We start from the raw sequence: 15,543 nt of genomic DNA on the forward strand, positions 1-15,543 counted from the left end.
TAATCAGTCACTTTCTGTTCCGGGAGGTATAGGGACAGCATTCGGCAATGTTGTGTTGTTATCCCCTAATAGTACATGGTCGAGGATTTGGCGAACAAGGGTTCCCACTGCTGGACCTGCACCACCATTCTCTAAAATAATGGAAAGGGCTACTGTCGGATTTTCATAAGGAGCGAAAGCGATCATCAGCTTATGATCCCGTAAATGCTCAGCAATTTTACTGGCATTGTAGGTTTCATAACTGTAGACCTGTGCTGTTCCTGATTTGGCCGCTGCTTTATAAGGCGTGCCGATAAAACTCTTATGGCTGGTACCGTTTGGCAGGTTAGCAACACCGTACATACCGTTTTTTGCTAATTCCCAATATCCTGAATGGATATCACCGATCTGAATATTTTCTATTTGTTGATAAGGGATCATCTCACCTTTCAGCTTTTTGCTTAGCAGAAGATGTGGTGTTTTTACATTACCGTCGTTAATTAAGGTTGTCAGCGCTTTTACCAGTTGAATGGGGGTTGCTGTCCAATATCCCTGGCCGATACCCACAGGAATGGTATCTCCTTGATACCAAGGTTTTTTATATTTTCTTTGTTTCCATTCGCGGGTAGGCATGATACCAGTGCGTTCTTCGGCTAGGTCGATTCCAGTATGTTCGCCATAGCCAAACTTGGTCATCCATTCAGATAGACGATCAATTCCCATATCATAGGCCACTTGATAGAAGAAAGTATCCGCCGATTCTACAATGGCTCTATGTGCATTGAGACTACCATGCCCCCAACGTTTCCAGTCACGGTAGCGTTTTTCTGAACCCGGTAATTGCCACCAACCTGGATCAAAAATAGTGGTATTTTTATTGATAACGCCTGTACTTAGTGCTGCGACGGTAATAAAAGGTTTCACTGTCGAAGCTGGAGGATAGATTCCTTGAGTAGCACGATTAATAAGCGGCCTATCAGGATTGTTTAATAGTTCCTGGTAGCTCTTATTGGAGATACCGTTTACGAATAGGTTTGGATCATAGCTTGGGTTAGATACCAGTGCCAGAATTTCCCCATTACGTGGATCACTGACAACGACCGCGGCACGGCTGGTTGTGAGGAGTTTCTCAATGTAAATCTGCAATTCGAGATCGATGGTTAAGTAAATATCTTGTCCGGCCTGTGGTGGTTGTTCATGTAATTGGCGTATCACCCGGCCTCGGTTATTCACTTCGACTTCTTCATAACCCGTTTTGCCGTGTAAAACAGTTTCATAATAGCGTTCAATACCCAGTTTGCCAATATCATGGGTAGCGGCGTAATTAGGTAAAATACCTTCTTTATCCAATCGTTCTACATCTTTATCATTAATTTTAGCAACATAGCCGATGATATGTGTCAGTGCTGAACCATAAGGATAGAAGCGGCGTTGGTAGCCTTTTATTTCAAAACCAGGGAAACGATATTGGTTAACGGCAAAGCGTGCTACTTGAATATGATCAAGTGAAGTTTTCAATGGAATAGAGGTAAAGCGGCGCGAGCGTTTACGCTCTTTTTCAAAGTTGGCAATATCTTCGTCAGTCAGATCGATAACATTACGTAAATCATTCAGCGTTTGCTCAAGGTGTTCTACCTTTTCAGGTATGATTTCCAACTGATAGATAGTTCGATTAAGTGCCAATGGCGTGCCGTTTCGGTCATAAATGATCCCGCGGCTTGGCGCAATTGGAACCAGTTTAATACGGTTTTCGTTTGAACGGGTTTGATAGTCTTCGTGGCGGGTGATTTGTAAATGGTAAAGATTGACCATCAGGATACCAGTCAGTACCAGGATGATAATAAACGCCACCAATGCGCGGCGAGCAAATAGGGCTGATTCAGCCGTATAATCACGAAAAGGGGTACGTTTATTCTTCATCCCATTGCCAGAAATTCGCTTTTATCCGTTGATAACCAAATTATTCCCGATGATAGGGATGATTGGTCGTAATACTCCATGCCCGGTACAGGCTTTCCGCAACCAAAACTCGGACCAGAGGATGGGGTAAGGTTAGCGGTGACAGTGACCAGCTTTGTTCTGAGGCGGCTTTACATGCCGGAGCGAGACCTTCGGGCCCACCTATCAACAAACTGACATCTCTACCATCCCGTTTCCAATGTTCAAGCTGTTGCGCCAATTGAGGCGTTTCCCAGCGGGAACCCGGAATGTCCAGGGTGACAATACGGCTGCCTTTGCTGACAGCGGCTAGCATTTGTTCGCCTTCTTTTTCCAGAATGCGTTTAATATCCGCATTTTTCCCCCGTTTGCCAGCCGGAATTTCTATCAGATCAAATGGCATGTCTTTGGGAAAACGACGCAAATAATCTGTAAAGCCGGCCTGTATCCAGTCCGGCATTTTTGTACCTACAGCGATTAATTGCAGCTTCAAACTCAGCTCCAGAGCTTTTCGAGTTCGTACATGCGGCGGCTCTCTTCTTGCATGACATGTACGATAACTTCACCGAGGTCTACGACAATCCAGTCAGATACGCCTTGTCCTTCAACGCCAAGTGGGATCAGGCCGCTCGCGCGACAGTCATCAACCAGATTATCCGCGACAGACATCAGATGGCGGTTGGAAGTTCCGGTGCAGATAATCATGCAATCGGTAATACTTGATTTCCCTTGGACATCAAGGGAAACAATATCCTGTGCTTTGGAGTTTTCAAGCTTATCAATAACAAACTGTTGGAGTTCTTTACCTTGCAAAAGGCTCATCCTTATTTTTTATCACAATTGATTAAATAGTGCGGAATAATAGCATGTCAGGTCACTTAAGGGTAAGTCAACTAAGCGACTAATCGAGGCAGATTCCGCTATTGGCGATATAACCCCTGTGAATCTATATACTTTTGTACTGAAAGGGGGAGTAAATCGTCACAACTTAACCCTTGCTGGTGGCGTTGACGGATGTCTGTTGCTGAGATCGACAGCAGAGGTGTATCTGCCAGATAGATATAACCGTTAGGTTTACTGCCAAGTTGACTTGGATCGTAGATTTGATGTTTTGTAAGCCATTGTTGCATTTCAGTTGTGGAAAACTGAGTTTGATAGCCAGGACGAGCACAAACTAGCAAATGGCAGAAACTCAGTAGTTCTGGCCAACGATGCCAAGTGTGCAGTGATAACAAAGCATCTTGGCCGATTATAAATGCTAGTGGTGGTTTGTTACCAAGTTCCTGACGGAATGACTCTAGCGTATCAATTGTGTAAGAGGGGATAGTGCGCTCCAGTTCACGCTTATCGACGGTAAACAGTGGGCTATCCTGTACTGCCAGTTGTACCATTTCAAGCCGCTGTTGTGCAGTGGCTTCCGGTTGTGGGCGGTGTGGGGGGACGTGATTTGGTAGTAAAATCACTTGATTCAGGCCAGTTTGATATGCCAGGGTTTCAACTGGTTGTAAGTGCCCGTAATGGATGGGATCGAATGTTCCACCAAATAATGCTTTAATAACGGGTTGTTTCGGGCAAGTAGAATCAATGGCATGAGGCATTAAAAAAGCTCTCAGGTAAGGTTTTTCCACATAACAGCATAGAAAGAGTTTCTAAATCTGACCAAATAGACTGGCCGTAATCCTGTTTGATCTGGCGTTCCATCTGTACAAGTAAATGAATTGCTCGCTGCAAATCATGTTGAGTGAGACGTTGCAGTGCGCTTGTCAGTAATGGACGGCGGTTTTGCCATACCCGATGCTGATCTAACAGTGTTTTCATCGGGGTTGTGGTACTTTGACGTTTCAGCGTGAGTAGCAATAGTAATTCACGCTGTACGGTACGTAATAGAATAACAGCTTCGCAATCTTCCTGTTTTAACTGTTTCAGAATATGCCAGGCTCGTTTTGCTTTACCTGATAATAGTGAGTCTACCCAGTGATAAGGTGTAAAGTGAGCCGCGTCATTCACCGCATTTTCGACACGATGTAAGGTCAGTTTACCGTCTGGGTATAGCAGGGAAAGTCGCTCAAGTGCCTGAGCTAACGCCAGTAAATTTCCTTCATAACAATAACACAGTAGTTGATTGGCTTGTTCTTCCAGTGCCAATTTCATGGCTTTGGCCCGGTGTGCAACCCATTGCGGCAGACGGTTCTGTTCGGGGGACTGACAACTGACATAAACACCATTTTTTCCTAGTATTTTGAACCAGTTACTGTTCTCCTGAGCCTTGGTCAATTTCAAACCACGTAGTATTAGCAGTATATCTGGGTGAAGTAGCCCTGCTAGTTTCACCAGTTGTTCGGCTATGGTTGTGTTAGGGCCATTTTCCGGCAGTAGTAAAGTGAGTGTTTGACGGCTAGCAAACAGACTTAATGACTGACAAATATTGAATATCTCATCCCACTCGGTGTGATTATCCAGTGTATAGGTGAAGTGTTCAGTGAAGGCGTGTTTTTCAGCAGCCTTGCGAATATGATCCTGGCTTTCCTGTAATAGTAGGGGTTCATTACCCCATATTAGATAACAGTTTCGCAGCCCCTCATTGAGCTGCGAAATCAGTTGTTCGGGATAGAGTTTGATCATTGTGCTTGCGCAGCTTGCTGTCCCACCTGTTTTTCTCGGGCTTTCTGCTTTTCTGCGTTGTGAACGGTCAATAACTGGCGAACTAACCGGCGAGCAGCTTGTTCACGCATTTCCTGATTGATTATCTCGTTTTCAGCATCTTTCGCCAGGGCCTCTAATGGGTTGTCGAAAAAAGAGCGGTCAACCCTGGATCGCAGCGGGTATACGCTACCGTCTGGCATAATAACCTGAGCATCGACATTCAGTGTCAATTGACGTTCAGCCGCCTTACCATCTTGGAAAATAGAGACAGTATCTTTATTTTCAGAAGAGTTAATTAACTTCAAAACAGGAACATCAGCGCTACCATCCTCAAGGATAGTGACGTTATTCAGACGAAGCTGTTGGCGAACGGAACGGGCCAGTGGCCCATATGGGTCACTGCTTGTTATTTGCAGCTTTTTGAGTTCAGGTGGCACCTGGGTGGTACCGCGCAGATGAAAACCGCAGCCAGCGGTGACCAGCACCGCTAACCCCAGCAGCAACGTTAAAATACGATGTCGCACATTGCCTCCTTTATCAGCCGACGACCAGATTCAGCAGTTTGCCTGGTACATAAATGACTTTGCGAATAGTGACGCCTTCAAGATATTTCGTCACACCATACTCTTTTGCTGCCAGATCATGAACATATTCTTTAGTCGCCTCAGCTGGCACAGTAACACGACCACGCACTTTACCGTTAACTTGAATGACGACTAACTTGGTATCGTCAACCATTGCTTGTTCATCAGCTTGTGGCCAATCAGCCGTATCAATATCACCTTCACCCCCCAGAGCTTGCCACATAATAAAGCAAACATGGGGAGTTATTGGTGACAACATACGGACAACTGCCAGCAGAGCCTCTTGCATCAGAGCGCGATCCTGCTCAGTTTCCTGTGGTGCGCGGGCCAGTTTATTCATCAATTCCATTACGGCAGCGATAGCAGTATTGAATGCCTGGCGGCGACCGACATCATCTGTGACTTTAGCAATGGTTTTGTGCAGATCTCGGAATAGATCTTTTTGTTCCATTGTCAGGTTTGTGATGTTTAGCGGTTGTGTTGCCCCTTTGCTGCTATGTTCATAAACCAGGCGCCATACACGTTTCAGGAAGCGATTTGCCCCTTCAACACTGGATTCTTGCCATTCTAGCGTCAGCTCTGGTGGAGCCGCGAACATCATAAATAGGCGAACGGTATCAGCCCCATATTTTTCTACCATCAATTGTGGGTCAATACCGTTGTTTTTGGATTTAGACATTTTGCTCATGCCGGTATAAACCAGTTCATGGCCTTCTTTATCCATCGCTTTAATGATACGGCTTTTATCATCACGCTCAACAATAGTATCAGCTGGGGAAACCCAGATTTTTTCACCATCTTTGCCGAGGTAATAAAAAGCATCGGCCAGAACCATGCCTTGACATAACAGGCGCTTAGCGGGTTCATTGGAATTGACCAGGCCAGCATCACGCATCAGTTTATGGAAGAAGCGGAAATACATCAGATGCATGATAGCATGTTCGATACCACCGATGTATTGGTCAACTGGCAGCCAATAGTTAGCTGCTGCTGGATTGAGCAGGCCCTTGTCATAATCTGGACAGGTGTAGCGAGCGTAGTACCAAGAAGACTCCATAAAAGTATCGAAGGTATCTGTTTCACGTAGTGCTGGTTGGCCGTTGATAGTGGTTTTCGCCCACTCAGGATCAGCTTTAATTGGGCTGGTGATGCCGTCCATTTTGACATCTTCTGGCAGAATAACTGGCAGTTGAGCTGCTGGAATCGGAACAACTGTGCCATCATCCAGCGTTGCCATTGGAATAGGAGCGCCCCAATAACGTTGACGAGAAACTCCCCAGTCACGCAGACGATAGTTGACTTTACGCTTACCTACGCCCATTTCCACCAGTTTATCAGCAATAGCATTGAAACCATCTTCGTGATTCAGATCGCTAAATTCACCGGAATTAAACAGGATATTTTTATCTGTTATAGGCGCTTCATGGACGTTTGGTTCATTGCCTTCGCTATCCAGAATAACGGCTTTTATTGGCAGGTTATATTTTGTCGCAAATTCCCAGTCGCGTTGATCGTGACCAGGCACTGCCATGACAGCACCGGTGCCGTATTCCATCAGGACGAAGTTTGCAACCCAGATTGCCACTTTTTCTTTGGTCAATGGATGAATAGCAAACATACCGGTTGCCATGCCTTTCTTCTCCATTGTTGCCATATCTGCTTCTGCAACTTTGGTATTACGGCACTCATCAATGAAAGTAACCAGTTCAGGGTTATTTTCTGCTGCTTGTTTTGCCAGAGGATGACCTGCGGCAACCGCAACATAAGTGGCACCCAGGAACGTATCAGGACGAGTGGTATAAACGGTCAGCTTCTCCTGACTATCAGCCACATCAAAAGTGATTTCTACCCCTTCAGAACGACCAATCCAGTTGCGCTGCATGGTTTTGACTTGTTCAGGCCACTCTTCCAGCGTATCCAGATCATTTAACAACTCTTCGGCATAATCAGTGATCTTGATAAACCATTGCGGAATTTTTTTACGTTCAACTTTGCTATCACAACGCCAGCAACAGCCATCGACCACTTGTTCATTAGCCAGAACAGTCAGATCGTGGGGACACCAGTTAACTGCGGAGGTTTTTTTATAAACCAAGCCCTTTTCATACAATTTGGTGAAGAACCACTGTTCCCAACGGTAATATTCCGGGGTACAGGTTGTGACTTCACGATCCCAGTCGTAACCGAAGCCCAGTGTTTTCAATTGACCTTTCATATATTCGATGTTGGCATAGGTCCACGGAGCAGGTGCTGTATTGTTTTTGACCGCGGCACCTTCCGCAGGCAGGCCAAACGCGTCCCAACCGATAGGTTGCAGAACGTTTTTGCCAAGCATACGCTGATAGCGGGAGATAACATCGCCAATAGTGTAGTTACGTACATGGCCCATGTGTAGTCGACCAGAAGGGTAAGGTAGCATGGACAGGCAGTAATATTTTTCTTTGCTGTTGTCTTCTGTCACTTTGAAAGTTTGCTTCTCTTGCCAGTGAAGCTGAACTTGCGGCTCTATATCTTCTGGACGGTATTGTTCTTGCATGGCACCGATGATCCTATGGTGAGTAAAAAGCTACGTTTGTAGCAATCATTTAGTTGGTAAAATATGAGGTCGGCATAGCATATCTGATTTGATATATAAGAAACAGAGGTTCTGAGGGAAAATCCGATGGCGACGGGAGCCACCACCGGGGATGAAATGAGGTTAGTGAAGAATTTTAGCTAGAAATTCTTTGGCGCGATCTGATTTTGGATTCGCAAAGAAATCTTCTTTTTTGCTATCTTCAACAATTCTGCCTTCATCCATAAAGATAACTCGGTTGGCTACTTTACGAGCGAAGCCCATTTCGTGAGTAACAACCATCATGGTCATCCCTTCATCTGCCAGTTTAACCATGACATCGAGCACTTCATTGATCATTTCAGGGTCGAGTGCGGAGGTAGGTTCGTCAAATAGCATGGCAATCGGGTCCATACAAAGGGCTCGGGCGATTGCTACACGTTGCTGTTGACCACCGGAAAGTTGAGACGGGAATTTATTCGCTTGACTGGCAAGTCCAACGCGTTCAAGTAATTTCAACCCCTTTTCTTCCGCCGCTTTTTTATTGCGATTAAGCACTTTAATCTGCGCTAGAGTTAAATTCTCAATGATGGATAGATGGGGGAACAGCTCAAAATGTTGGAACACCATGCCGACTTTAGAGCGTAGTTGTGCCAGATGGGTGTTTTTATCATTAACTTTAATGTCATTAACCAGAATTTCACCCTGTTGGATGGATTCCAGGCCATTGACCGTTTTTATCAGGGTGGATTTGCCTGAGCCAGATGGGCCACAGACCACAACGACTTCACCTTTTTTAACTTCAGTTGAGCAGTCGGAGAGAACCTGAAATTGGCCATACCACTTGGATACATTTTTCAGGGAGATCATCAAACAGTCCTTTTCTTCAAATAGTTAACCAGCATAGATGCGGCAATACTAATAATAAAATAAACCAAACCAGCAAATAGGATCATTTCGACCTGAGTGCCATCACGCTCACCGATATTTGCCGCAGTACGGAAAAAGTCCGCTAGACTGAGCACATACACCAATGAGGTGTCTTGAAACAGTACGATACCCTGAGTCAGTAACAGCGGGGTCATCGCACGGAATGCCTGAGGCAGGATAACCAGTCTCATACTTTGCATTGGTGTCATACCCAATGCCAGTGCTGCCGAAGATTGCCCGCGGGAGATACTCTGAATTCCCGCCCGGATAATTTCTGAATAATAAGCAGCTTCGAAAAAGGCAAACGCTACCATAGCTGAAATTAAACGAATATCAGTCTTTGGAGAAATCCCCAGAACGTTTTGCACTAAGCTAGGCACAATCAAATAGAACCATAACAGTACCATAACCAATGGTACAGAACGGAACAGATTGACATATAAAGTGGCAAACCAGCTTAGTATTTTTACCGAAGAGAGGCGCATAACAGCCAGTACAGTTCCCCAGAGAATACCGACAACAACAGCAATAATCGTGATTTTTGCGGTAATGACTAAGCCTTGTAGCAGAAATGGGATACTGGGGATAATCGAACTCCAGTCAAACTCGTACATTTATTGACCTCCAATATTACCCGGTAAACGCACTTTTTTCTCAAGCAAGTGCATGGCAAGCATAATCACCAGATTGATTCCGATATAAGCTAATGTAATCGCCGTAAATGTTTCATAAGCATGTGCTGAGTAATCAAGTAACTTACCTGCTTGTGCTGCCATATCTACCAGACCAATAGTGGAGGCAATAGCGGAGTTTTTCACCAGATTCATTATTTCTGATGTCATGGGTGGAATAATCACTCGATAGGCATTGGGTAATAGGACATAGCGATAGGTTTGTGGCAGAGTTAGCCCCATTGCCAGCCCTGCCGCTTTTTGACCGCGTGGTAGTGATTGTATGGCGGCACGAACCTGCTCACATATCCGAGCAGCAGTGAAAAGACCTAAACAGACAGTGGATGAGAGAAAAAATTGGATATTAGGGTCCAGTTCAGTTTTAAACCACAGACCGATTTTTTCTGGTAGTAGTTCAGGTACAACCAGATACCAGATAAAAAATTGAACTATCAGTGGTACGTTACGAAAGAGCTCAACATAACAGGTACCTATCCCAGATAATATTTTATTGGGAACAGTGCGTAAGATGCCGAACAGTGAGCCGACAATGAAAGCGATAATCCAGGCGCAGATAGACAAGGCAATCGTCACCTGAAATCCAGCTATCAACCAGCCTAGATAAGTCGTATTGCCGAAAGGGGCAGCTTGCAAAAAGATGCCCCAATTCCAATCGATTGACATAATAATACTCCCTGTTAGGGTGTAGCTTGATCCCCTGAAAACGATTGATTGGCTGAGAAAAAAAGCGAGGTAGGGAACGACCACCTCGCACCCTGTGACGCCAATCAAATAGTCATTTTTTTAATTATATTTCTAGTCAAGTGCCTTATCATTTGGCGATTTAAATAGTGCTTTCATTTCATCAGACAAAGAGAAATTCAAATTCAAGTTCTTGGGTGGAATGGGGTGTTTGAACCAGCGCTCAAATGATTCTTCTGCCTCTCCGGAGGTTTGCGCTTGAACAATGGTCTCATCGATCAGCTTCTTGAATTGAAGATCGTCTTTGCGTGATATACAACCATAGGCTTCTCTAGACTGAGGTGTACCAACAATTTCCCACTGATCAGGTTTTTTCGCTTTGGCGCGTTCACCTGCTAGTAGTGCATCATCCACCATAAAGGCGATTGCACGGCCAGATTCCAAAGTACGGAATGAGTCACCATGATCTTTTGCACTGATGATGCGCATTTTCATGTTTTTCTCATCGTTGAGTTTATTCAGCAATATTTCAGAAGTCGTACCTGCTGAGACAACGACATTTTTACCTGCCAAATCTGGGAAATCTTTTATACCGGAACCTTTTTTAGTCAGCAAACGCGTCGTAATAATAAAGATGCTGTTAGAGAAAGTGACTTGTTTCTGACGTTCAAGGTTATTGGAAGTGGAACCGCATTCGAAATCATAAGTTCCATTTTGTAGCAATGGGATGCGATTTTGCGAAGTCACGGGTATCAATTTTACTTGCAGATTTGGCATGTCCAGTTTCTTCTTCACCGCTTCAACAATCAGATTAGAATAATCCTGAGAGTAGCCGACGACTTTTTGATGGTTATCGTAGTAAGCAAAAGGTACGGAGGATTCACGATGTCCCACAATGATCACACCATCATCTTTAACCTTTTTCAGTGTTCCCGTTAATTCTTCGGCTTGAGCAGCCCCCGCGATGCCAAGTAACATCATGGTTAATACTAGGTTACGCATACGCATATATAACTCCTTTAATGTTGTGGCTATCGTTTGCGATGTTGTGTTTGCAAAAGACTCTCAGGGATTTGTTTTTTATCGAGGATCATTTGCTGTTATATGTGTATATAGTGTTAAAAAATAGTACAAAAGGGTTAGATAATGAAAATGAATTGTTTCTATTTCGGGAGCTGTCTCGCACTATAAATGAACAATGTTGTTTATCTTGCACAATAAAGATACGTGATTATCATTTTTTTAGTGCATTTTCCCATTTTTGGTTATTGAAACAGCTATTTCCCTTTTCATTCATGGATATAGCAGCAATTAGCGTGCCAAAATAGTAAAGAGGGGTAAAATTAGCACCAATAAGTTGTTTAAGTAGGTTATTTGTATAACATAGAGTGATATCAGTTATTGAGGGTTAGCATGGGTCAATGGCAGAATTGGGCAAGGTATATTTCATTCCCATTGCCAGACGATTCCATAGGTTGATAAGGCCGATTAATAATGTTAAATCGACAATCTCAAGGGAGCAATTTCGCTCCCTTTTGGCTATATAGATATTTGAATCAAGATGGATATTCGAATTAAGATTTACGGCGGTTATATGTTAAGGCAAATAGGGCAAACAATACGGTAATTACCCATACCGGCCAGTTACCCCAGCGAGCATAGGGTGTTATCCCGGTTGCGGGCGTCACTTTAGCTACCAAAACATTACGGGTAAATTGTGGGAGCGCTGCTTGCACTTTTCCGTCCGGGCGGATAATGGCTGTAATGCCGTTATTGGTACCACGTAGTAACGGGCGTCCTAATTCAAGGGAACGCATGCGTGCCATTTGGAAATGTTGCCAAGGGCCGATTGAACCACCAAACCAAGCATCATTGGAAACAGTGAGTAAGAATTCGGTATCCGGCTTGAAATTCGCACGAACTTGTTCACCCAGTATAATTTCATAACAAATAGCAGCCGTCAGGTTATATCCTGCAACAGAAAGCTGTGGCTGAATGTAGTTGCCACGGCTGAATGAAGACATGGGTAAGTTGAAGAATGGCGCCAGAGGCCGGAGTAGGGATTCCAGCGGGACAAATTCACCGAATGGTACCAGATGATATTTATCGTAGCGAATAGCTGCTGGATATTGATAAGGTTTTTTATCGCCGAGGACAATCACGCTATTATAGATTTTATCACTGTCACCAACGGCTCTTTCATCGACAATACCGGTAATAAGGCTGGTATGTTGATTACGTAATAGCTCATCCAATTTTGTTAGAAAGTGGCGTTGATAACTTTCCAATGAAGGAATAGCGGATTCCGGCCAGATGATTATCGGTATTTTACCGATGTATGGCAGGCTGTTGCCCATGTAGATGTCTATAGTTTCGCTGAGCATTTTAGGGTCCCATTTCAGGGACTGTGGAATATTTCCTTGAACTAGCGCTACATCAACGGTTTTTTCAGGTTGTAGGCTGTACCACTGATAATGACGCATAGGCAATGGTAACAGTAGAATGACGATAGCGATAATACCCGCGACAATTTTCCGGTGTACCACAGCCAGAACGAATAACCCACTGATAGCCATTAGCAGGAAAGTGATTGCTTCAACACCGAAAATTGGCGTGATAGCCTTCATCGGACCATCTAATTGACTGTAACCGAATTGTAGCCAGGGGAAACCGGTTAGAATCCAGCCTCGCAGGAATTCGGTGAGTTGCCATAATGCAGGTGCTGCTACAGCCAGCCTCAACCCGTTCGTTTTTGCGAAGAAACGATTGAGTAAGCCAGCGAATAAAGCAGGATAGAGCGAAAGATAGGCGGCAAGTAATATGACCAGCAGAATATTGACTGCGGTTGGCATGCCACCGAAATTAGCAATACTGACATACACCCAGTTTGTACCACTGCCGAACAGACCGAACCCCCAACAAAAAGCAATAAATGCCGCTTGTCGGGGTGTTCTGTTTAAAGTCAGAAGTTGTAGTCCAAACAGGGAGATAATCGCGGCGGGCCAGAAGTCAAAAGGCGAAAAAGCCAGTGTTCCACTGGCTCCAAAAAACAGTGCCAGTAAGGCGCGCAGCCGCTGGCAATTTAATAATGAAGCTTTGTTCATTCAGATTTTATTCTTCTTCAAGATTAGGTATTGGCGCATCGTCCGGTATCGTAACATAAACCTGAATAATCCTTCGGCTGTCGGCCATAGCAACTTTAAAGAGATAGCCGTTGATATCAACGGACTCTCCTCTGGCTGGTAAATGACCGAATGCCTGCATAACCAGACCGCCAATAGTATCCACTTCTTCATCACTGAATTGGGTGCTAAAGGCTTCATTAAAGTCTTCAATCTGAGTCAGCGCTCGTACCGTATAGGTATGACGGCTCAAAGCACGAATATCGACGTCTTCTTCTTCATCGTATTCGTCTTCAATTTCACCGACGATCAGTTCAAGAATATCTTCGATAGTGACCAGACCCGATACACCACCAAACTCATCAATGACGATTGCCATATGATAACGTTGAGAACGGAATTCTTTCAGCATGCGGTCAACCCGTTTACTTTCAGGTACAACGACAGCCTGACGCAGAACCTTATCTATGCTGAATGGTGGGGCATCGGTGCGCATAAATGGCAATAGATCTTTTGCCATTAAAATCCCTTCAATATGATCTTTATCTTCACTGATCACAGGGAAACGAGAGTGAGCCGAATCGATAATTACATCCAGACATTCGTCCAGGGTTTGATTACGTTTTAAGGTAACGATTTGAGAACGGGGGATCATGATATCTCGGACACGCTGATCGGAAATATCCATTACCCCTTCGAGCATATCGCGGGTATCAGGATCAATCAGATCGTTTTGTTCAGAGTCACGGATCAATTCCACCAGTTCATCACGGCTTTTTGGCTCACCATGGAAAAGCTGGTTAAGAAGAAGAGTGAAAAACCCTTTCTTAGGGCCAGGGTTGTCGTTACTTGAAGGATGGTCGTCGCTCATGGCGTTTTAATGAAAATTTCCCATTAAATAAGTTATTGTTGGTATTTTTTAGCATAAAAATGGTACGAATGGTTACTCTTTTTCTGCAAGATAGGGGTCAGCATAACCTAACTTTTGCATAATTTCTGTTTCCAAAGATTCCATTTCTTCAGCTTCATCATCTTCGATATGGTCATAACCCAGCAGATGTAGACAGCCGTGGACAACCATATGCGCCCAATGTTCTTCTATTGTTTTTTGTTGCTCCTCCGCTTCTTTTTCAACGACTTGACGACAGATAATTAAATCGCCAAGCAGGGGTAAATCAACCTCTGGTGGTGCCTCAAATGGGAAAGATAACACATTTGTTGGCTTATCTTTACCACGGTAGGTCAGATTTAAATCGTGGCTTTCTGCCTTATCAACAATGCGGATAGTGACTTCGCTTTCAGATTGAAATTGAGGTAAAACCCCGTCCAGCCACCGCTGGAACAGGGTTTCTTCAGGAAGACCTTGTGAATGCTCACAGGCAATTTGTAAATCAAGTATTACTGAACTCATTGTGTTTCCTGCTTGCGTTGTTCACTGAGTGACTGTTTGCGTTTTTGCTCGGTTGCTTCCCACTCTTCATAGGCAATGACAACTTTGGCAACCACCGGATGGCGGACAACATCATCACTGTGGAAAAAGTTGAAACTCAGCTCGCCGACGCCTGATAGAACTTCAATGGCATGGCGTAGACCGGATTTCTGCCCACGAGGCAGGTCAATCTGCGTAACGTCACCGGTAACAACCGCTTTGGAGTTGAAGCCGATACGGGTCAGGAACATCTTCATCTGTTCTATGGTTGTATTCTGGCTCTCATCCAGAATAATAAAAGCGTCGTTTAGGGTTCGTCCTCGCATATAAGCTAATGGGGCAACTTCAATAACGTTACGCTCGATCAGCTTCTCAACTTTTTCAAAACCGAGCATTTCAAACAAAGCGTCGTAGAGTGGGCGCAGGTATGGATCCACTTTTTGGCTCAGGTCGCCCGGTAGAAAACCCAATTTTTCGCCTGCTTCGACGGCCGGACGGGTTAGCAGGATACGGCGAATTTCTTGTCGTTCCAGTGCATCAACCGCAGCAGCAACGGCCAGGTAAGTTTTTCCTGTGCCTGCAGGGCCAATCCCGAACGTAATATCGTGGCTAAGAATATTGGCAATATACTGTGCTTGATTGGGCGTGCGTGGTTTCACCATGCCGCGTTTGGTGCGAATATTAACGGATTTACCGTATTCGGGTATGCTCTCGGCAGTTTGCTCCAGAACCCGGCTCTCGGTAATTGCCAGATGAATCTGTTCTGGCTTGATATCAGGGATCACACCACGGATAGGGGAAGTTTCCGCATATAAATGCCGTAGGATATTGGTGGCTGTGCTAACGCACAGCGGTTTGCCCATCAGTTTAAAACAGTTATCACGACGGTTAATTTCAATACCTAGCCGACGTTCAAGCTGCTTCAAATTGTCGTCAAACGGACCACACAGGCTCATTAGGCGCTGATTGTCGGCGGGTTCGAGGAAAATTT

15 protein-coding genes are annotated in these 15,543 nt (G+C 44.6%); all 15 read right to left on the bottom strand.

Features of this window, described 5'->3' with window-relative positions:
- Nucleotides 1–3 precede the first annotated feature (3 nt).
- The 15 genes from mrdA to CKY02_RS09025 all read right to left on the bottom strand — a co-directional run bounded on the left by mrdA (nt 4) and on the right by CKY02_RS09025 (nt 15,508).
- Entirely contained in the window at nt 4–1,899 is a 1,896-nt protein-coding gene (gene mrdA, locus CKY02_RS08950; protein ID WP_112895026.1) for a peptidoglycan DD-transpeptidase MrdA, read from the bottom strand.
- 40 nt (nt 1,900–1,939) lie between these two features.
- A complete protein-coding gene (rlmH, locus tag CKY02_RS08955; protein WP_112895027.1) occupies nt 1,940–2,410 on the bottom strand; it encodes a 23S rRNA (pseudouridine(1915)-N(3))-methyltransferase RlmH in 471 nt (156 codons plus the stop codon).
- Nucleotides 2,411–2,412: 2 nt separating this feature from the next.
- Nucleotides 2,413–2,739: a ribosome silencing factor gene (gene rsfS, locus CKY02_RS08960; protein ID WP_074525019.1), complete on the bottom strand. Its 327-nt coding sequence runs from the start codon at nt 2,737–2,739 to the stop codon at nt 2,413–2,415.
- A 98-nt stretch (nt 2,740–2,837) separates the two neighbouring features.
- On the bottom strand, nt 2,838–3,515 hold the full coding sequence (gene nadD / locus CKY02_RS08965; RefSeq protein WP_112895028.1) for a nicotinate-nucleotide adenylyltransferase: 678 nt from the start codon (nt 3,513–3,515) through the stop codon (nt 2,838–2,840).
- Nucleotides 3,499–4,539 (bottom strand): DNA polymerase III subunit delta, encoded by a 1,041-nt coding sequence (gene holA / locus CKY02_RS08970; protein ID WP_112895029.1) that lies wholly within the window; start codon nt 4,537–4,539, stop codon nt 3,499–3,501. The genes nadD and holA overlap by 17 nt, the downstream gene beginning before the upstream one ends.
- A complete protein-coding gene (lptE, locus tag CKY02_RS08975; RefSeq protein ID WP_112895030.1) occupies nt 4,536–5,084 on the bottom strand; it encodes an LPS assembly lipoprotein LptE in 549 nt (182 codons plus the stop codon). The genes holA and lptE overlap by 4 nt, the downstream gene beginning before the upstream one ends.
- A 13-nt stretch (nt 5,085–5,097) precedes the next feature.
- Nucleotides 5,098–7,680: a leucine--tRNA ligase gene (gene leuS, locus CKY02_RS08980; RefSeq protein WP_112895031.1), complete on the bottom strand. Its 2,583-nt coding sequence runs from the start codon at nt 7,678–7,680 to the stop codon at nt 5,098–5,100.
- A 162-nt stretch (nt 7,681–7,842) separates the two neighbouring features.
- Nucleotides 7,843–8,568 (bottom strand): amino acid ABC transporter ATP-binding protein, encoded by a 726-nt coding sequence (locus CKY02_RS08985; RefSeq protein WP_112878080.1) that lies wholly within the window; start codon nt 8,566–8,568, stop codon nt 7,843–7,845.
- Nucleotides 8,568–9,242, bottom strand: a complete 675-nt coding sequence (gene gltK, locus CKY02_RS08990) for a glutamate/aspartate ABC transporter permease GltK (RefSeq protein WP_112878081.1) — start codon at nt 9,240–9,242, stop codon at nt 8,568–8,570. Before gltK ends, CKY02_RS08985 begins: the two co-directional genes overlap by 1 nt.
- Complete coding sequence (locus CKY02_RS08995) at nt 9,243–9,983, bottom strand: amino acid ABC transporter permease (protein ID WP_112878082.1); 741 nt, start codon at nt 9,981–9,983, stop codon at nt 9,243–9,245.
- Between the two features lie 132 nt (nt 9,984–10,115).
- A complete protein-coding gene (locus tag CKY02_RS09000; RefSeq protein ID WP_112895032.1) occupies nt 10,116–11,009 on the bottom strand; it encodes an amino acid ABC transporter substrate-binding protein in 894 nt (297 codons plus the stop codon).
- Nucleotides 11,010–11,575: 566 nt separating this feature from the next.
- Nucleotides 11,576–13,105, bottom strand: a complete 1,530-nt coding sequence (gene lnt / locus CKY02_RS09010; protein ID WP_112895033.1) for an apolipoprotein N-acyltransferase — start codon at nt 13,103–13,105, stop codon at nt 11,576–11,578.
- Nucleotides 13,106–13,112: 7 nt separating this feature from the next.
- Nucleotides 13,113–13,994, bottom strand: coding sequence for a CNNM family magnesium/cobalt transport protein CorC (corC, locus tag CKY02_RS09015; RefSeq protein ID WP_036776710.1), 882 nt, complete (start codon nt 13,992–13,994; stop codon nt 13,113–13,115).
- A gap of 72 nt (nt 13,995–14,066) precedes the next feature.
- On the bottom strand, nt 14,067–14,534 hold the full coding sequence (gene ybeY / locus CKY02_RS09020; protein ID WP_112895034.1) for an rRNA maturation RNase YbeY: 468 nt from the start codon (nt 14,532–14,534) through the stop codon (nt 14,067–14,069).
- Nucleotides 14,531–15,508 carry a PhoH family protein gene (locus CKY02_RS09025; RefSeq protein WP_193493100.1) on the bottom strand — a complete coding sequence of 326 codons (978 nt, stop codon included), beginning with the start codon at nt 15,506–15,508 and terminating at the stop codon, nt 14,531–14,533. Before CKY02_RS09025 ends, ybeY begins: the two co-directional genes overlap by 4 nt.
- Nucleotides 15,509–15,543 lie beyond the last annotated feature (35 nt).

Origin of the sequence: Photorhabdus bodei (genome assembly GCF_003287735.1) — a bacterium.
Classification (GTDB): domain Bacteria; phylum Pseudomonadota; class Gammaproteobacteria; order Enterobacterales; family Enterobacteriaceae; genus Photorhabdus; species Photorhabdus kayaii.